The organism is Streptomonospora alba, assembly GCF_000826685.1.
In the GTDB taxonomy this organism is placed as follows: domain Bacteria; phylum Actinomycetota; class Actinomycetes; order Streptosporangiales; family Streptosporangiaceae; genus Streptomonospora; species Streptomonospora alba.
The window spans coordinates 1-18,325 of sequence record NZ_JROO01000032.1 but is presented as its reverse complement, the minus strand read 5'-3'; the positions used below and the strand labels follow the sequence as shown (position 1 = coordinate 18,325).

Sequence of the window (18,325 nt, the reverse complement as noted above, 5' to 3'; positions counted from 1 at the left end):
CCCCGAAGCGGATCCGGCCCGCGATCCGCAGACGCCGGCGGGGCGACGGAAGGGGTTGTGAGGCGTGAGGAGACCCAGCACGATGCGGCTGTACCTGGCCGCGGGCGCCACCGCGCTGCTGGCGGCCTCGGGGTGCAGCGGGGACCCCGCCGAGGGCCGCTCCAGCGATGCCCCGGACCTTCCGGGCGAGGGCGCCTCGAACAAGGTCGCGGCCACGCTCGGCGTCGCCGACGACACCGCGGCCGGGAAGGTCGTCACCGACTCCGACGGCTACACGCTCTACACCTACGCCGGCGACGGAGCCGACCCCTCCTACTCCGCCTGCACCGGCGAGTGCGCCGAGCAGTGGCCGCCGGCGCTCGTCCAAGGGCGGGTCTCCACCAAGGGCGTCGACAAGAGCCTGGTGGACCGCATGGAGCGCACCGAGGGCGGTACACAGATCACGCTGTCGGGCCGGCCGCTGTACCGGTTCTCCGGCGACGTCGACCCGGGCGACGTCAACGGCCAGGGCGCCGACGGCACCTGGTTCGCCGTGCGGCCCTCCGGAGCCCGCGCCGATAACCTGCCCCACGGCGAGGAGGAGGGCACGGGAGGCCTGCCCGGCGACTGATCGGAGGGGCGGAGAAGCGCCCTCCGGGAACCGCCCGAGGCCGCCTCCGGTGGTGCCCCTCCAGCCGAGGCGTGCACGCCGCACCGTCGCGCGGGAGCCGCCCCCACCGGAGCCGTCGCGCGCCAGCCGCACCGCCGAGCCGGTACGCCACTGGGATGTGATGGGAATCATGTCGACTGAAGGTGCTGCGGCGGATCGGGTGCGGCGGGCGGGCTCGGGACCGTGAGCAACCGCTTTCCGGAGTCCTGGTCCGACGGTCGCCGCTGCGCCTCCGCCACGGCCGAGCACTCTCGTTTCATTTCTGTTACCTGCGAAAACGAGGATGCGTGCCCGTCGCCGCGTGCCGTGGCACGGTCCACCGGCGCCGCGTCCCGGCGGTCGCGGCCGCGCGCCGGCGCCCCCGCGCGGCGCCGTCCGGCCCCGGCGGCGCGCTCGGCGGTGGTCCACCCGCGGTGCGGGTTCTCCGGTGCGGCCGATTCCAGGGCTGGGCAGGAAAATCGCGTCATTCTAGACCATTGGTCTACACCAGCTGTCTAGGCCAACTGGCCTGATCGCCGCGGCGTCGACGATGATGCGGACCTGACGTTGACGAAGGAGCCGCTGTGTCGCAACAAGTGACGGGCCTGGATGTGGCCCCCACGGACCACAAGGAACTGACCGACTGGGTTCGCGAGGTAGCGGACCTGACACGGCCGGACGAGGTCGTGTGGTGCGATGGCTCGGAGGCCGAGTGGGAGCGACTCACCGGTCTATTGGTCGAACAGGGCACGTTCGTCCGCCTCAATCCCGAACTGAGGCCCAACAGCTTCTACTGCCGGTCGGACCCCAGCGACGTCGCGCGGGTGGAGGACCGCACGTTCATCTGCTCCGAGCGCGAGCAGGACGCCGGTCCCACCAACAACTGGGTCGACCCCGCCGAGATGCGGGCGACCTTCGCCGACGTCTTCGACGGCTGCATGCGCGGCCGCACCATGTACGTCGTCCCGTTCTCCATGGGCCCGCTGGGCGGCAACATCTCCCAGTTGGGCGTGGAGATCACCGACTCGCCCTACGTTGTCGTCTCCATGCGGATCATGGCCCGCATGGGCGAGCAGGCCCTGCGGCGGATCGAGGAGCGCGGCTCGTTCGTGAAGGCCGTGCACTCGGTCGGCGCCCCGCTGGAGCCCGGCCAGCAGGACGTCCCCTGGCCGTGCAACAGCACCAAGTACATCTCGCACTTCCCGGAGACGCGTGAGATCTGGTCGTTCGGCTCCGGCTACGGCGGCAACGCGCTGCTGGGCAAGAAGTGCTACGCGCTGCGCATCGCCTCGGTGATGGCGCGCGACGAGGGCTGGCTCGCCGAGCACATGCTCATCCTCAAGGTCACTCCGCCCCAGGGTGAGCCCCGCTACGTCGCCGCCGCCTTCCCCAGCGCGTGCGGCAAGACGAACCTCGCGATGCTCTCGCCGACGATCCCCGGCTGGAAGGTCGAGACGGTCGGCGACGACATCGCCTGGATGCGCTACGACGACGAGGGCCGGCTGCGGGCGATCAACCCCGAGGCCGGGTTCTTCGGCGTCGCGCCGGGGACCGGGGAGTCGACCAACCGCAACGCCGTCGAGGCGCTGTGGGGCAACAGCATCTTCACCAACGTGGCCCTGACCGACGACGGCGACGTCTGGTGGGAGGGGCTCACCGAGGAGCCTCCGGCGCACCTGGTCGACTGGAAGGGCCGCGACTGGACGCCGGACTCCGACGAGCCCGCCGCCCACCCCAACGCGCGCTTCACCACCCCGGCCAGCCAGGCGCCGACGATCGCGCCGGAGTGGGAGGACCCCGCCGGCGTGCCGATCTCGGCGATCCTGTTCGGCGGGCGCCGGGCCACCGCGGTGCCGCTGGCCAACGAGTCCTTCGACTGGCAGCACGGTGTGTTCCTGGGCGCCAACGTCGCCTCGGAGAAGACGGCGGCGGCCGAGGGCACGGTCGGCGAGCTGCGCCGCGACCCCTTCGCCATGCTGCCCTTCTGCGGTTACAACATGGGCGACTACTTCGGCCACTGGCTGGAGGTCGGCCGGGCGACCGACCCGGAGAAGCTGCCGCGGATCTTCTACGTCAACTGGTTCCGCAAGGACGACGACGGGCGCATCGTCTGGCCGGGCTTCGGGGAGAACGGCCGGGTGCTGAAATGGATCGTCGAGCGCCTCAACGGCACGGCCGAGGCGCGGACCACGCCGATCGGCAACGTGCCCACGCCCGAGTCGCTGGACACCAGCGGGCTCGACATCTCGCGCGCGGACCTGGAGTACCTGCTCTCGGTCGACCCCGACACCTGGCGCGAGGAGGCCTCGCTGATCCCGGAGTTCTTCAAGGTCTTCGGCGACCAGCTGCCCGATGAGCTGTGGGACGAGTACAACGCCCTGCTGAACCGGCTGGGCTGATCCTGGGGAGCCGGGTCCGCCCGCCCCGCGTGGCGACGGAGGCGGCGGACCCGGCGCCGCGCCGAGCACGGCCCCCGCGCCGCCGCACCGGCGGCGCACCAGGGGTGGGGCCGTGCCGGCGGCGGGACCGACGGATCGAGGATGCGGCGGCGCGTCCGATCCGCCGCGCTGTGCGCGGGCGGCCCGGCGCTCGCGGGACCTTCCGGCCGCCTTGGGCACCGCCGCACCGCACACCGTGATACCACCGGCGGCCGACGACGCCGGGACGGTGCCCGCTCCGTCGACCGGTGTCCGCGTGCGCCTCGGCCCGTTTGTCGGCGCCGCGGTTTAGGCTCGCCTCGACTACCCGCAGCGCCGCCGGTCCAGCGGGGGCGGCCGACCGAGGAGAGAGTGCCGCAGTGGCCGATGTGGTTTATTCGATGATCGCGTCGGTGGACGGCTACATCGCCGACACCGAGGGCCGTTTCGACTGGGCGGAGCCCGACGCGGAGGTGATGGCCTTCGTCAACGACCAGGAGCGCCCGGTCGGCACCCACCTCTACGGGCGCCGCATGTACGAGATGATGGCGGTCTGGGAGACCGACCCGTCGCTGGCCGAGCAGTCGCCCCTCATGCGCGATTTCGCCGGGATCTGGCAGGCCGCCGACAAGGTCGTGTACTCCACGACGCTCGACGAGCCCTCCACCTCCAGGACGCGCCTGGAGCGGCGCTTCGACCCCGGCGAGATCCGCCGCCTCAAGGCCGAGGCCGGCAGCGACATCTCCATCTCCGGCCCCGGCCTCGCCGCCCACGCCTTGGAAGCGGGCGTGGTCGACGAGTGCCAGTTGTACCTGGTCCCGGTGGTGGTCGGCGGAGGCACGCGCGCACTCCCCGACGGCCTCAGCCTCGACCTGGCGCTGAAAGACGAACGCCGCTTCGCCAACGGCACGGTGTACCTGCGCTACGCGGTCGGCGCCTCCTGAGGCGCTGGAACACGCATCTGCGGTGCGCCCCGTCCGCGCTCGCGGCACGGACGGCGGTCCTCACTCGCTCCACTACTCGGGCGCCTCCTGGAAGCCGTCGTCCTCCAGTTCGACGCGCTCCGTGCGCCGCTCGCCCCGGACCGTCTGCTGCTCGGTGACCTCGCTCTTGACGACACGGACGCGCTCCACGGGAACGGATTCCTTCGAGACCGTGGCGTGCTCCTCGTACAGAGTGATCTCCTGGTCGTCGGCCTCCATCCGGGTGTCGCCGAGTCCGGAAGCCTCCACCGGCTCGCGTTCGACGGTGATCTCCTCGCGTGTGAGGGGCACGGTCTCCTGGAACTCCTCGGTGTCGACGTGCTTGCGCAGATGGACCCGGCCGGCCTCCGCGCGCTCCGTGCCGACGTGGATCCGCTCCTCGAAGCGCGTCATCGCGGCTTCCTCCGTGCCGGAGCTCATCGCGGCCTCCGCGCTCGGTGCGGTCTCGGCCTCGGCGGTACCGGCCTGGGTGCCGGCCGCTTCGGCCTCCGTGTCCGTTCCGGTTTCGGCGCTGCCGGTGCCCGCGGTCATCCCGGTCTCCGTACCCGCCGTGCCGGCGGCAGCGCCCGTTCCGGTTGCGGCGCCGGACGTTCCGGTCTCTGCGTCGGCGCTCTCGGCGCCGGACGCCGCGTGGCGGCCATCCGCCTCGCTCGCGCGCATCTCCTCGGAGCTTTCACGCTGTCCCGGGACGCCGGAGCGGGCCTTGTCGTAGTGCTGGAAGATCTGCCTCTCCTCGTCCGCGGAGATGCGCTGGCCGACGTCGAAGTGCGGCGCGTCCTTGATCGTCTGCCTGTCGTAGGGGACCTGGATGTCCTCGTCGACCTGGCTCGCCCCCTTCAGCGGCACGAAGCTTTCACGAGTGCCGAAGACCCCCGTCCGCACCGTCACCCATTTCGCGACGTCGGATTGGTCGTCGTAGTAGACCTCGCCGATCTTTCCGGCGCTGTTGCCCTGGTTGTCCAGGACGCGGTGTCCGATCAGCCCTCCCGCGCCCAGTTGTGTCGCCATCGCCGATCCCCCCGATCGCCGCGTCCTCCGCGGCGCACGCGTAGGTGTACTAAAAGCGTCATCCACATCGTTACCGCCTCAACCATGAGCATTACGGACATTAAGCAATCAATGCTGACATTGGGGATGCTGTTTACGTGCCCCCGGATCTCCGGCCCCGTACGCTCGCCGCCGGCGCGCGAGCGGGCCGGTCCCGCCGCTGCGGGACCGGCCCTCATGGTGCGGTCGGGCGTCTGGGCCTACCCCTCGGTCAGGGAGAACCCGCTCAGCCTCAGGTCTCCTGTGAAGACCAGGTAGACGTCGCGGTGTTTCCCGCCGACGGTGTCGAGCTCGGCTGACACGTCCGTGTACTCGTAGACCCCTCCGGTGGAGGGGACCCCGGCGGTGCCCAGCAGGCGGCCGTCGGGTGCGCCGAGGCGGACCTCCAGGCCCGCTGCGCCGTCCTGGGCTCGGGCCGCCTGGACGGTGAACGACGACAGGCCGCGCAGGTCGGAGTCGTCGAAGGCGATCCAGTCGCCTTCCGACCCCGCGACCGCGTCGCCCTTCGCCTTGGTCTCGTCGACCAGCGCGACGCCGGAGGAGTAGCGGTCGAAGTCGGCCGCGCGGGTGTCGGCGGACAGGTCGCGGGGCGGGATGCGCTCCCCGTCCACCTTGATGCGGGCCGTGCGCCGGATGTCCTCCGACGACGACCCGACCAGCACGTCGTGGCCCGCCCGCTCCACGACCGTCGATCCGCGGGTGACGTCCCAGAACGCCAGGTCGGCCGCCTCGATCTCCAGCTCCACGGTGGCGGTCTCGCCGGCCTCGACGTGCACCCGTTCGAAGTCGCGCAGCTCCTTGACCGGCTGCTCCACCCGAGAGCGCTTCTGGCTGGTGTAGAGCTGGACCACCTCGTCGCCGTCGCGCTCGCCGGTGTTGGTCACCGGCACCCGCACCGTCACCGTGCCGTCCTCGCCGATCCGCTTGCGGTCCAGCTCGGGCTTGCCGTATTCGAAATCGGTGTAGGAGAGTCCGTACCCGAACGCGTACAGCGGATCGCCCTCGAAGTACTGGTAGGTGTGCCCCGAGTCGATGATGTCGTAGTTCGCCATGTCCGGCAGGTCCTCGACCGACCGGTACCAGGTCTGCGGCAGCCGGCCCGCGGGGTTCGCGTCCCCGTAGAGGACCGACGCCAGCGCATTCCCGGTCTCCTGCCCCGCGTGCGAGGTCCACAGCAGCGCCGGCGCGTTCTCCTGCGCCCACGGCATCGACTGCGGGTAGCTGGACTCCAGAACCACCACGGTGTTCGGATTGGCCTCGGTGACCGCCCTGACGAGTTCGCGCTGCGCCTTCGGCAGCGCGATGTCCTCGCGGTCGTCGGTCTCGCGCGCGTTGATGAAGGGCATGTTGCCCACGACGACGACCGCCGCGTCCGCGCCCGAGGCCGCGTCCACGGCCTGCTCGGTCCCGCTCGCCAGCGTGTCGATCTCGAAGCGGGCGGCCTGGTCGGGGGTGTCGGCGTCGACGGTCAGCGCGCCGTCCTCGCCGACGGAGACGTACTTCCGGTTCCACTCGTCGTATCCGTCGTACTTCAGCACGACCTGGCCGTCGCCGACCTCCTCGAAGCGGAACAGCTGCTGGACGAACCACCCGTTGGGCTGCTCCTGGTCGTTGAACAGGCGGTTGCCCTCGCCCAGGCCCACGACCCTGCCGTTGGACTCGGTGCGCAGTGTCACCACGCCCTCGCCCCACTCGAAGACGCTGATCTCCTCGGCGTCGCCGCCGCCACCGGAATCCTGGACACGCAGCACGCCGCCGTCCTCGGCGGACGAGGCGGTGACCACGCCGCCGTCGGGCGTCGCGAGCCGGATCCTGTCGGCGCCCTCGGCCGCGGACACCGAGCCCTCCTCGCCGAGCCGGTCGGCGATCCCGCCGGCCGGGGTGACCTCGTAGGGCATCGTTCCGCTGTACCAGTCCTCGTAGAGGGTGTCGGCGAGCGGCCCGACCACCGCCACGGCACCGTCCTGCTCGGGGTCCAGCGGAAGTGCGCCGTCGTTCTTCAGCAGTGTCATCTGCTCGGTCGCGGCCTCGCGCGCGAGTTCGCGGTGCTCGGGGGAGTCGATCACATCCGGCGTGATGTCGGAGTAGGGGTTGCGCCGGTCGGGGTCGAACTCACCCAGCCGGAACCGGATCGACAGGCTGTGGCCCACCGCCCTGTCGACGTCCTCCTCGGTGATCAGCCCCTGCTCCAGCGCCGACGTGACCGCGTCGACGGTCAGCGAGGAGTCGGTGTCCTGGTCGGTGTAGCTGTCGATGCCCGCCTTGAGCATCGCGGCGTGCGACTCGGCGTGGTTCTCGTAGTAGCCCTGGCTGCCAGCCACGTTGGAGGGCCCGTAGGCGTCGCTGACGATCATGGTCTCGTCCTCGGACCAGGACCGCACGTCCTCCAGTAGCGGCGACACGTGCGCGGGCCGCCCGTTGACCAGGTTGTAGGCGGCCATCACCCCTGTGGCGTTGCCCGACTCGACGGCCGGGCGAAACGCCGGGTAGACGTACTCGTGCAGCGCGCGCGGCGGGACGGTGACCGACACCCTGTCGCGCCGCTCCTCGATGTTGTAGCCGGCGAAGTGCTTGAGCGTAGGGGCGGTTTTCAGGTAGAAGTCGTCGTCGCCGCTCAGGCCGCCGGTGTAGGCGTCGGTCATCGCGCCGACGAGTGCGGGATCCTCGGAGTAGCCCTCCTCGTTGCGTCCCCAGCGGGGGTCGCGCAGCGGGTCGGCCACCGGCGCCCACACGTTGAGCCCGTGCGCGGCGGGGTCCTGGGCGTGGAAGCCGCGCATCTCGGTTCCGGTGGCGTCGCCGATGCGTTTCACCAGCCCGGTGTCCCAGGTGGCGCCGAGGCCCACCGACTGCGGGAAGACGGTGGACTCGCCCAGCCAGGCGACGCCGTGCAGCGCCTCGGATCCGGTGCGGAACGCGCCGATGTCCAGGCGCGGGATCGCCGGCTGGTACTGGTGCAGCATCGCGATCCTCTCGTCGCGCGTCAGCCGCCCCAGCAGATCGGCGACCCGCTCGTCTACGGGCAGGTCGGGATCGCGGAAGGGGAGGTCGTCGGCTGATGCGGGGGCCGCGGCCGCGCCCGCGGCGAGGACGGCCGCCAGGGCGAGCGCCGCCGTGCGCCGCAGCACACCGCGGAGGCCGCCGGCGGCGGCGCGCGGGGGAGAGGGGGCGCTGGTCGGGGGCGGAGATTGGGGGATGCTCCGGTTCACCGTGCTACCTCGCTTCGTTTCGGATCGTGCTGAGGATCGTGTGCTGCTCTTCTTCCATTCGGGTGCTCCGTTGGGACTCCTGCTGCCGCGGATCGCGGTCCGCGGCCCGCAGGTGGTGCGCGCGGCCGCCGGAGGAGGTCGGCGGCCGCGCGCCCCGCTCGGCCCCCGCCGGGGCGGGCGCCGCGGACACGGGTCGGCCGGTCAGCCGGCCACGGGCACCGAGGCGCCCTCGCGCACCAGCACAGGCACGCGCTCCAGCGGTGCCGCGAGGCGCGCCGACGCGCCCCCGGGGAACACGTCCCCGCTGTAGGGGTCCTGCCAGCGGGTCCCCTCCGGCAGGTACACGTGCTGTTCGCGCGCCCCGTACTCGGCCACCGGTGCCACCAGCAGATCGGGGCCGAACATGAACGCGTCGTCGACCTCCCAGGCGCGCGCGTCGTGGGGGAAGTCCACGAACAGCGGGCGCATCGGCGGCATACCGCGCTCGTGGGCGGCGCGCATCTGCTCCATGACGTAGGGACGCAGCCGCTCGCGCAGGAGCAGCAGCTCGCGCAGGCGGCCGTAGACCTCCTCGCCGTAGGACCACACCTCGTTGGGCCCGCCCGACATCTGCGGGTGCAGGGCGTCGACGAAGGGTTCGCGGAAGCCGTGCAGGCGCAGCAGGGGGCAGAACACCCCGTACTGGAACCAGCGCACCAGCAGTTCGCGGTACTCCGGGGAGTCCTGGTCGCCGCCGTGGAACCCGCCGATGTCGGTGGTCCACCACGGGATGCCCGACATCGCCACGTTCAGCCCCGCCCGGATCTGCGTGCGTAGCGACGCGAACGTCGCGGCGATGTCGCCCGACCACAGCGCGGCACCGTAGCGCTGGCTGCCCGCCCACGCCGAGCGGCACAGTGTGACGACCTCGGACTCCCCGGCCGCGCGCATGCCCTCGTAGAACCCGCGCGCGTGCTCGGCCGGGTAGATGTTGGCCACCTCGGCCCCCGGCCCGGCGTGGTAGTGCAGGTTGTGCTGGTGTCCGGGCTTGATCTCGGGCTCGCAGGCGTCCAGCCACCACACGCGAACGCCCAGGTCGTGGTAGTTGCGCCGCACCGCGTCCCACAGGAACGCGCGCGCCTGAGGGTTGGTGGCGTCGTAGAAGGAGACCTGCACCTTGCCTTCGACGCCTTTCTCGGCCCAGTCGGCGTGCACCGGCGGACCCTGCTCGGTGGCCACCAGCAGGCCGCGCCGCAGCATCTCGGCGAAGTTCTCCGACAGCGGGCTGACCGAGGGCCACACCGACACCATCAGCTCGGTGCCCATCTCCCGCAGCTCGCGGACCATCCCCTCGGGATCGGGCCACTCCCGGGGATCGAACTTCCAATCGCCCAGGTGGGGCCAGTGGAAGAAGTCGGCGACGATCACCGACAGCGGCAGCCCCCGCCGCCTGTGCTCGCGCGCCACCTCCATCAGCTCGTCCTGGGTCTTGTAGCGCAGCTTGCACTGCCAGAACCCTGAGGCCCACTCCGGCAGCATCGGCGCGTGGCCGGTGGCGCCGGCGTAGTTGGCCATGATCGCCGCCGGGTCGGCGCCCGCGGTGACCCAGTAGTCGATCTGGCGGGCGCTGTCGGAGACCCAGCGGGTGCCGTTGCCCGCCAGCTCCACCCGCCCCACGGCAGGGCTGTTCCACAGCAGTCCGTAGCCGCGCGAGGAGAACAGGAACGGGACGGAGACCTCGGCGTTGCGCTGCACCAGGTCGACGACAGCGCCCTTCTGGTCGAGCAGGCCGTGGGTGTGCTGGCCCAGGCCGAACATCCGCTCGCCCTCGTATGCCGCGAAGAGCTGCTCGATGCGGTAGTAGCCGTTTCCGGCGGAGGTGTAGGCGCGCGGGCCCGGCCACCAGAAGTGGGCCCGCTGCTCGGCCAGCAGCTCGGCATGCGAGGAGCTGCGCAGGAACCGCAGCATCCCGTCGTCGCCGACCTCGGCGGTGACTTCGCCGTTGAGCAGGTGGGCGGTGTCGCCTTCGATGCGGATCTTGGCCTCGGTGCCGGGGCGCTCGCCCAAGGCACCGGGGATGTCGGAGCGCAGGCGGTAGAGCCCGGCGCGCACGCGGACGCTGTCGGCGCCCCAGGGTTCGACGCGCACGACCTGGTGGCCGCCGTGCCATTCGACGCCACCGTCGATCTCGTGCAGCACGCGTTGTCCTCTCCTTCTATAGCCGGTAGACGGATTGCAGAGGCCGCCCCGGCTCCCGTCGCGGGGCGGGCGGTGGGCGGGCGGTGGGTGGGCGGATGGGAGTCGGAGAGCTTGCCGGCGGTGTGGGCGGCCCCGCCGCGCCCGCATCCGGTCGGGGAGCGGGCGCGGCGGAGCGGGCGGATGCTCCTAGGGACGTCAGTCCTTGAGCGCGCCGCCGGTGACCCCGGCGGCGACGTAGCGCTGGGCGACGACGAGCAGAATGGCGGCGGGCACGGACGCGATCACGCCGGTGGCCATGACGCTGTTCCAGTCGGCGGTGTGGGCGCCGATGAAGCGGTAGATGCCGACTGTGACCGGCATGACCGCGTCGTCGGAGTTCAGTGTCACCGCGAACAGGAAGTCCGCCCAGGCGAACAGGAACGCGAAAAGCGCCGCGGTGATCATCGCGTTGCGGCTGACCGGTATGACGACCGACCACAGCACGCGCGCGTGCCCCGCGCCGTCGACCATGGCCGCCTCGCCCAGCTCGTCGGGGATGGTGACCATGAACGCCCGCAGGATCAGCACCGCGAACGGCACGGCGACCGTCGAGTCGGCCAGGATCAGCGCCGCATACGTGCTCAGCAGCCCGGTCTGGTTCATCACCGCATACAGCGAGTTGGCCATCACGATCCCGGGCACCATCTGCACCAGCAGCAGCGCGAACATGAGCGCGCCCGCGCCGCGGACACGGAACCGGCTGAGGGCATAGGACGCCGGAACCGACAGCACCAGGGTCAGCGCCACGGTGCCCGCCGCCACGACCACGCTGTTGACCAGCGGCCGCCCCTGGCTCTGGAACGCTTCGCGGTAGCCCTCCAGGGTTCCGCCGACGGGGAACCAGCGCGGCGGGGTCTCCAGCAGGCCGGTGGCCGGCTGCAGCGAGGCGTTGACCATCCAGTACAGAGGGAACAGCAGCACCCCGACGATGACCACCGCGGCCACCGTGGTGAAGGCGGTGCGCACCCGTGTGTGCACAGCCACGGCTACCTCCTCTCCCGAGCCGGTGCCGGCCCCGACGAGCGCAGTCCGCGCAGGTAGAGCACGGCGAACAGCAGCGCGATGACGATCAGCAGGTTGCCCACGGCCGCGCCGAGGCCGAAGTCCAGCTCACCGAAGGACAGCGAGTAGGACCAGGTCGTCAGGGTCTGGGTGGCGTTGGCCGGACCGCCCTGGGTGAGGACCATGATCACGTCGAACACCTTCAGCGTGTAGACGAGCCCGAGCATCAGCACCACCGCGCTCACCGGGCGCAGCAGCGGCCACGTGACGTGCCGGAACCGTTGCCAGCGCCCGGCGCCGTCCAGGGCCGCCGCCTCGTACAGGTGGGCCGGGATGCTTTGCAGACCGCCGTAGAGGATGACCATGTTGAACGGGATGCCGACCCAGATGTTGGCGGCCGTCACCGACGGCAGCGCCATCGCGGTGCTCGACAGCCAGGGCACCGCCGTGTCGACGACGCCCAGGGCCAGCAGGGTCTGATTGAGGACCCCGTACTCCTGGTCGAAGATCCACCGCCACACCGTTCCCGAGACCACCAGCGGCAGCAGCCACGGGATCAGCAGCAGCGAGCGCAGGACCCCGTTCAGCGGGAAGTGCCGCTGGAAGAACACCGCCAGCGCCAGCCCGATGCCGAACTGGAAGAACAGCGAGGCCGCGGTGAACACCGCTGTGTTGGTCAGCGCCGTGGTGAAGACCGGGTCGCCCATCACCGCCGCGTAGTTGGCGAGCCCTACGAAGGGGGCGTCGCCGGTGTAGAACGACGCGGCGGTGTACTCCCGCAGGGCCATAGTGAAGTTGGCGGCCAGCGGGTACCCGAAGAACAGGACCAGGTAGGCGACGATGGGCGCGAGGAACCCGATGCGGGCGGCCATCAGTTCTCCGGCACCGACTGCTGCGCCTGGCTCAGCGCCTCCTCGGCCGAGGTCGATCCCGCGAGGGCCTCCTGGACCGCGTCGGCGATCGCCGTGGAGACGTCGGGGTACTCCTCACCCAGCTCGGCGGTACGCGACCGGGCGGTGGGCACCGACTCCACGAACGGCGCCATCCGCGGGTCGTCCTCGGCGAGCTGCCGGGCCAGCTCCTCCTTGGCGGGAACGTAGGCGTTCAGCTCGGCCCACTGGCGCATGTTGTCGTCGCTGAGCAGGCACTCCAGCACCTCGACGGCCTTCTGCTCGCGCTCGCCGCCGTTGCGCGCGACCGCCCAGACCTCGCCGCCCATGGGCGTGGCGGGGTCGGCGCCGGCCTCGGGGACGGGCAGCGGGACCACGTCGTAGTCGAGGTCCTCCTCATCGAGCACCGGCAGCTGCCAGGAGCCGTTGATCATCATGGCGGCGCGGTCGCCGAGGAACTGGTCGTTGACGTCGGCCTGGGACCAGTTGACGACCGACTGGGAGACCGACCCCTCCTCGACCAGGTCCGACCACAGCTCCAGCGCCTCGACCGCCTCCGGGGAGTCCAGCTCGGTGAGCGTGGCGCCGTTGCTCCACAGGAACGGCTCGAAGGTCCAGGTGCCCTCCTCGTGGCCGATGGCCGAGAACGCGAAGCCCTTGGTGTCGCCCTCGGTGAGTTCGGCCGCGGTGTCGCGAAGCTCGGCCCAGGTCTGCGGCGGCTCGACGCCCGCCTCGTCGAGCACGGCCGTGTCGGTGAACAGGGCGAGGCCGTTCACGCCCGGGGCGATGCCGTAGACGGTGTCCTCGTGCGTGCCGGCCTCCAGCACGCTGGGGTAGTAGCCGCCGGTGTCCAGCCCGGCTTCGTCCAGTGGGAGCAGTGCCCCGGTGGCGGCCACCTGGGGAAGGTCGGGATTGTCGATGAGCATCAGGTCGGGCAGGTCCTGCTGGGAGGCGCCCTGCAGCAGCCGCGGCATGAGCTGGTCGCGCGGCTGGGCGTCGCGTTCGATCTCGACGCCGGCCTGATCGCCGCACTCCTTGAGCATCGTCGCGGTGGTGCCGTTCTGCGGCTCGGCGAGGTTGTAGTCCATCGCCGTGAGCGAGGTGACCTCCTCCTCGCCGCCTCCGCCCGCACAGGCGGTGGACAGGGTGAGCAGTCCGGCGGCGACCAGGGCGGAGGATCCGCGCAGACGGGGCGTACGGGGGATGCGCGCTGATGGCATGGTGCGCTCCTTACGTGTGTCGAAGCGCTTCGATTGCGCTGACGAACGGGAACGAGGACGGGGACGGCGCGGGTGCGACGGGCCGCCGGTGCGGTCGTCGGACCGGCGGGTCGTACGAGGAGAGGCCTGGTGCTGGGGGTGAACGGAGGTCGGGGGTCGGTTCAGGGAAGGGCGGGTCGGGCTGCGGCGCTCGCCCGCGGCACGAGGCGCGGCGGAAGGAGTGTCACTTCCGGGGGACCGAGGTCGTCGAGCTTGTCCATGAGTAGCGAGACGGCGCGCCCGCCCACTTCCTCGGCGGGCAGGCTCACCGAGGTCAGCGGCGGCGACGCTTCGGTGGCGAGGTCGTCGGGCGCGATGGCCACGACCGACAGGTCGGCGGGCACCTCGCGGCCGAGGCCGCGCACGGCCTCCAGCAGCGGCGTGACGGCCGGCTCGTTGTGCACCACGAGCCCGGTGACTCCGGGGCGCTCGCGAAGCAGGTCGGTGGCCGCTGCGGTCACCGCGGCGGGAGCGGCGTCGCAGGGGACGACGGTCGCCTCGACGCCGCGCTCGCCGGCCTCGGCTTCGAAACCGGCGACGGTGCGTTCGGCGAACCCGGTGCGCCGCTCGTAGACCGAGGGCGGCTGGCCGATCAGCGCGATCTCGCGGTGTCCCAGATCGGCGAGGTGGGCCACGCAGGCGCGCCCGGCGGCGTCGAAGTCCAGGTCGATGCAGGTCAGACCCTCGGTTTCGGCGGGTACGCCGATCAGCACCGAAGGGTGTGACAGTGAGCGCAGTGTGGGGATGCGGGCGTCGTCCACCTCGACGTCCATGACGATGATTCCGTCGACCATCGAGGTCCCGGCGACGCGGCGCAACCCGCCCTCGCCCTCGGCCTGGGTGAGCAGCAGGACGTCGTGCTCGCGGTCGCGGGCGCTGGTGACCACGGAGACGGCGAACTGCATGGCGACGGGTACGTGGATGCCCGGCCGCAGCGGGACGACCAGGGCGATGACGTTCGAGCGGTTGCTGGCCAGCGCGCGGGCTCCGGCGTGCGGCTGGTACCCGAGCACCTCGATACTCTCCAGTACCCGTTCGCGGGTGGCCGGGGAGATCGACCGCTTGCCGCTGAGCACATAGGAGACCGTGCTGGGTGACACGCCGGCGTGCCGTGCTACGTCGGAGATGCGCATGTCGGCCTCCTGAGTCGAACCGCTTCGACTCGCCGGATGTTACGCGTCTCACACCCGAGGCGCAATGGGGGCGTCGGCGTGCGTGCGGTCGGCCGGGCCTCGCCGCGACCGCTCGTCGTCCGTGTCGACGCAGGCCCGCCGGTCCGCTGAATTCTTCGGTGGATACACCGGGACAGAAAGACGTAAATACGGAAAGGCGACGTTTTGCGGTACTCCTGTGAGTGATCAGGTGGCCAGGTCGGTACGCGCGGTTCCGGGCTGATGAGGGCTGTTTACTCAAGCGTCACAGCGGCGCGCGAACGTCTGTGGCGTCCGGAATCCGACGTCCCGGATCCGTCCGCCGAGGTGCGGCGGTTCAGGTGCGCCGAAAAGGCGATGAATCGCTTCCGGGTCGCCGGTACCGCGGTTCTGCACGGTTTCCGGCAAGGGAGCGGAGCGGCGGAGTTTCCGCGGGATTCCGTGGTAAATCATAGGCGGCCGGAAGCGGTTTCCCCGTCCCGCCGCGAACCCGCACACGATCGACTACGGCTTCCGTTACCGCCTGGAACCCTCCGTTCGGGAGAGCCATGACAGTCAGCCTCATCGTGGTCTTCGTCGTACTCGCCCTGCTCCTGGTGGTCGGCATCGTGGTGGCACGCAAGTTCGTCATCTCCACCGACGACTCCGACGGCCCCATCGGCACCCTCATCGCTCCCTGCGTGTTGTCCATCTACCTCATCGCGCTGGCGATGGGCCTGGTCATCGGATGGGAGAACAACCGCGGGGCCGAAGACGGCTCCGTGGCGGAGGCCGGGCACGCCACCGCCCTGTACTGGAACACCACCGCGTTGCCCGCCGAGGAAGGGGCGCGGGTGCGCGCCGACGTGCGCGACTACGCCCGCGCGATCATCCGCGAGGACTGGCCGGCGATGGTCGAGCGGCGCGAGCTCGACCAGGACGCCTCCGCGGCGCTGGACGACCTGCGCATCAGCGTCGCTCGAATCGCCTCCGACGATCCCGCCGCCGCGGTGGAGAGCATGCACGCGCGGCAGAACGTCACCGACCTCGTGCAATCGCGGGTGCGGCGCGCTGACTCGACGGGCGACCACATCCCGCGCTTCGTCACGCTGGCGACGGCCGTGAGCGGGCTCGCGGTCGTGGTACTGCCGTTCGGCATGCAGGTGCGCGGTTCACGGACGCGGGTCTTCTGGGCGATGGTGAACCTGGTGTTCGTGGCGGCGATGCTGGTCGTGCTGCTCTTCATGGACAACCCCTACTCCGGGGTGCTGGCCACCGAACCCGAGGCGTTCCAGGACGCGTTGCAGGACTTCGACCGCATCGACGCCACCATCGCGGGAGGCTGAGTCCAGCAGTGCCGGGCCGCGGCTCCGGAGCCCGAAGGTGGGTCGGGCTCCGGAGCCGCCTGTTCGTGGGGAGGGGCTCAGGCCTCGTCGATGCGGTCGGCCAGCTCGGCCAGGTCGTCGGCGTGCAGGTCGAACCGGTCGGAGGAGGCGGGCGGGTCGCCGACGGGCCTGGCGACGTAGGCGGTGCGCAGACCCAGGACCTGCGCCGCGCGTAGATCCCAAGCATGGGCCGCCACCATCAGCAGCCGTTCCGGAGGCCGATCGGCGACGGTGACGGCCAGGCGGTAGACCGCCGGATCCGGCTTATAGGTCCGGGCGTCTTCGGCCGACAGGGCTTGGTGCCAGCGCAGTCCGGCATGGGCGTCGAGCTCCAGCAGCGCTGTTCGGCTCGCGTTGGAGAGCCCGATCAGCGGAAACCGCCCTGCGAGCCCTGCGAGCCCTGCCGCGGCGTCGGGCCAGGGCGGAAGTCGGCGGCCTGACAGCGCCAGCTCGACTACGGCGGCCGGGTCGTCGACTCCGGCCGCCTGGGCCACGACCCGGGCGGCTTCCCGGTCGAGGACGTCGCTGGTGGCGTAGGGACGACCGCCGCTGAGGATACGGTGCTGTTCGCGGTCGAGGTGCTGCGCCCACAGCGACCTGAGCCGCTCGATCCCGGGGTCGTCGAGCGACGGATCGAGCCGGCGTATGCCGGCGCGGATACCGGCCGGTTCGTCGACGAGCGTGCCGAGCACATCGAATACGACGGCCTCGATCTCCAGTGTTGCCATGGGTGGGATCTCCTCGATGAATCGGGCGTGGGCGAAGGCATCTCCTCGCCGACCAGGCCGGGGCGGTCCCTCCGGCCCCACTCATGTAAGGGGTTAAATTGGATTTAACCGAAACTAATGGAGCGTGCGTACGAGATGCAAGTGGCGCTGGACGACTACAGCTGGGCGGCGGGGGTCGCGACCGATCTGGTCAACACCGCCCCCGAGGTATGGCGCGGCGACGACCGCCTGCCCGACCAGGCCGCCCTCATCGCGTTCGCCGATCTGCACTGCGCACGGTCGGGAGGCGACGACGCTCCGGGTGCGCTGTCCGAACTCGCCCATCGCGGCCGAACGGCCGACCTTCATGCGGTCCACGCGCTCCGGACGACCGTGCGTGACCTGGTCGATCACCCCGAGCGCGACCGCCTCGTGTCCGGAGCCACCGCGCTCACCGCGCCCGCCCGCGGCGCCACCCTGATTCCCGATCCCGTGCACGAGGCCCGCACACGCTGGGCCGCCCCGCTCCACGACGGAGCGACGGTCGCCGACGCCCTTTCCGTCGTCTGCGGCATCGGCGTCCTCGGAGTCGTACACGCCCTCGGCGAGCGGCGATTCCGCCCGTGCGGCGCGCCCGCCTGCCGAGGGGCGTTCATCGATACCACCCGGCCCGGTCGCCGCCGCTACTGCATGCCTGGGCTGTGCGGAAACCGCACCAACGTCGCCAACCACCGCTCCCGCCGAGCCGAGACGGGCCACGGGCGCAACCGCGCCGAGTAGACCCGCGGACGAGCGGCCGGAATCGGCAGCCCGATGCGGCTCCGGAGCCCGAAGGCGGGGCGGACTCCGGAGCCGCCTGCTCGTGGGGCCGGGGCTCAGCGGCGGGCCCCCGAGGATCCGACGGCCGCCGCGACGGCGACCAGCACGATGACCACCATGATCTGCATCGGCTGGAAACCGTTGGGGCCGTCGCCCTCCGGGCTGTCGATCAGCGGGGCGCCGACGAACTGCGCCTCCGCGGGCGGTTGCGGCCGAGGAGCGGGCTCGGACGGGGTGGGCCGGTCCTGCCGCTGTGGCGGTCGGTCCTGGACCACGGGTGCGGGGCTGGCCTCAGGCGGAGCGGGAACCTCCGGCTCGGCGGGTGCGGGTTCCGGTTCGGGCTCGGCCTCCGGAGGTGCGGGCTCCGGAGGCGCCGGTTCAGGCGGGTCGGGCGGCTCAGGCGGCTCAGGCGGCTCTGGAGGAGGTTCAGGGGGGTCGGGCGGTTGCGGGGGCTGGGGTTCGGGCCGGTCGGGGCAGTCCGGCGGGATCGGGGGCGCGGGCGGGTGCGGCGGGTGCGGTGCGTCAGGAGGCGGCGGAGGTCCGGGCGGCTGCGGCGGATCGGGCGGAGCGTCCTGCTCGGGCGGCGGGGGCGGCTCCGGGGGAGCGGCGGGGGCCGCGGCCCCCGCCGGTGAAGC

At 71.6% G+C, this 18,325-nt stretch carries 14 protein-coding genes; 5 read left to right on the top strand and 9 right to left on the bottom strand.

The window, feature by feature from the left end; translation table 11 throughout:
- The first annotated feature begins 64 nt into the window (after positions 1-64).
- From LP52_RS16755 to LP52_RS16745, 3 genes are all read left to right on the top strand, one after another.
- Positions 65-610 (top strand): COG4315 family predicted lipoprotein, encoded by a 546-nt coding sequence (locus tag LP52_RS16755; protein WP_157036360.1) that lies wholly within the window; start codon positions 65-67, stop codon positions 608-610.
- A gap of 602 nt (positions 611-1,212) precedes the next feature.
- Positions 1,213-3,027 (top strand): phosphoenolpyruvate carboxykinase (GTP), encoded by a 1,815-nt coding sequence (locus tag LP52_RS16750; RefSeq protein WP_084723272.1) that lies wholly within the window; start codon positions 1,213-1,215, stop codon positions 3,025-3,027.
- A 398-nt stretch (positions 3,028-3,425) separates the two neighbouring features.
- Entirely contained in the window at positions 3,426-3,989 is a 564-nt protein-coding gene (locus LP52_RS16745; RefSeq protein ID WP_040274840.1) for a dihydrofolate reductase family protein, read from the top strand.
- Between the two features lie 72 nt (positions 3,990-4,061).
- Here the strand turns inward: LP52_RS16745 and LP52_RS16740 are convergent, their stop codons facing one another.
- The 7 genes from LP52_RS16740 to LP52_RS16710 form a co-directional block, all read right to left on the bottom strand.
- Entirely contained in the window at positions 4,062-5,036 is a 975-nt protein-coding gene (locus tag LP52_RS16740) for a YsnF/AvaK domain-containing protein (protein WP_040274839.1), read from the bottom strand.
- A gap of 239 nt (positions 5,037-5,275) precedes the next feature.
- Positions 5,276-8,035, bottom strand: a complete 2,760-nt coding sequence (locus LP52_RS16735; RefSeq protein WP_238580963.1) for a glycoside hydrolase family 3 protein — start codon at positions 8,033-8,035, stop codon at positions 5,276-5,278.
- Between the two features lie 447 nt (positions 8,036-8,482).
- Entirely contained in the window at positions 8,483-10,459 is a 1,977-nt protein-coding gene (locus LP52_RS16730; RefSeq protein WP_040274837.1) for a glycoside hydrolase family 31 protein, read from the bottom strand.
- A gap of 195 nt (positions 10,460-10,654) precedes the next feature.
- Positions 10,655-11,482 carry a carbohydrate ABC transporter permease gene (locus LP52_RS16725; protein WP_238580955.1) on the bottom strand — a complete coding sequence of 276 codons (828 nt, stop codon included), beginning with the start codon at positions 11,480-11,482 and terminating at the stop codon, positions 10,655-10,657.
- 2 nt (positions 11,483-11,484) lie between these two features.
- Complete coding sequence (locus tag LP52_RS16720; protein ID WP_052809945.1) at positions 11,485-12,372, bottom strand: carbohydrate ABC transporter permease; 888 nt, start codon at positions 12,370-12,372, stop codon at positions 11,485-11,487.
- Complete coding sequence (locus tag LP52_RS16715; protein ID WP_052809944.1) at positions 12,372-13,610, bottom strand: sugar ABC transporter substrate-binding protein; 1,239 nt, start codon at positions 13,608-13,610, stop codon at positions 12,372-12,374. The genes LP52_RS16720 and LP52_RS16715 overlap by 1 nt, the downstream gene beginning before the upstream one ends.
- Positions 13,611-13,771: 161 nt before the next feature.
- A complete protein-coding gene (locus LP52_RS16710; RefSeq protein WP_040274833.1) occupies positions 13,772-14,782 on the bottom strand; it encodes a LacI family DNA-binding transcriptional regulator in 1,011 nt (336 codons plus the stop codon).
- Positions 14,783-15,348: 566 nt separating this feature from the next.
- Between LP52_RS16710 and LP52_RS16705 the strand changes: the two genes are divergently transcribed.
- A complete protein-coding gene (locus LP52_RS16705) occupies positions 15,349-16,125 on the top strand; it encodes a bestrophin-like domain (protein WP_040274832.1) in 777 nt (258 codons plus the stop codon).
- A 77-nt stretch (positions 16,126-16,202) separates the two neighbouring features.
- Here the strand turns inward: LP52_RS16705 and LP52_RS16700 are convergent, their stop codons facing one another.
- Positions 16,203-16,892 (bottom strand): haloacid dehalogenase type II, encoded by a 690-nt coding sequence (locus LP52_RS16700; RefSeq protein ID WP_040274830.1) that lies wholly within the window; start codon positions 16,890-16,892, stop codon positions 16,203-16,205.
- Between the two features lie 117 nt (positions 16,893-17,009).
- Here LP52_RS16700 and LP52_RS16695 point away from each other — a divergent pair, with 117 nt between their 5' ends.
- On the top strand, positions 17,010-17,651 hold the full coding sequence (locus LP52_RS16695; protein WP_238580954.1) for a CGNR zinc finger domain-containing protein: 642 nt from the start codon (positions 17,010-17,012) through the stop codon (positions 17,649-17,651).
- Between the two features lie 95 nt (positions 17,652-17,746).
- Here the strand turns inward: LP52_RS16695 and LP52_RS16690 are convergent, their stop codons facing one another.
- Positions 17,747-17,965: a hypothetical protein gene (locus LP52_RS16690; RefSeq protein ID WP_040274829.1), complete on the bottom strand. Its 219-nt coding sequence runs from the start codon at positions 17,963-17,965 to the stop codon at positions 17,747-17,749.
- Positions 17,966-18,325 lie beyond the last annotated feature (360 nt).

Bases quoted from the DNA above. Each gene is read 5' to 3' on its own strand.
- LP52_RS16740 (WP_040274839.1), bottom strand. From the start codon at position 5,036: ATGGCGACACAACTGGGCGCGGGAGGGCTGATCGGACACCGCGTCCTG.
- LP52_RS16735 (WP_238580963.1), bottom strand. From the start codon at position 8,035: ATGCTGCACCAGTACCAGCCGGCGATCCCGCGCCTGGACATCGGCGCG.
- LP52_RS16720 (WP_052809945.1), bottom strand. From the start codon at position 12,372: ATGGCCGCCCGCATCGGGTTCCTCGCGCCCATCGTCGCCTACCTGGTC.
- LP52_RS16715 (WP_052809944.1), bottom strand. From the start codon at position 13,610: ATGCCATCAGCGCGCATCCCCCGTACGCCCCGTCTGCGCGGATCCTCC.
- LP52_RS16710 (WP_040274833.1), bottom strand. From the start codon at position 14,782: ATGCGCATCTCCGACGTAGCACGGCACGCCGGCGTGTCACCCAGCACG.
- LP52_RS16705 (WP_040274832.1), top strand. From the start codon at position 15,349: ATGACAGTCAGCCTCATCGTGGTCTTCGTCGTACTCGCCCTGCTCCTG.
- LP52_RS16700 (WP_040274830.1), bottom strand. From the start codon at position 16,892: ATGGCAACACTGGAGATCGAGGCCGTCGTATTCGATGTGCTCGGCACG.
- LP52_RS16695 (WP_238580954.1), top strand. From the start codon at position 17,010: ATGGAGCGTGCGTACGAGATGCAAGTGGCGCTGGACGACTACAGCTGG.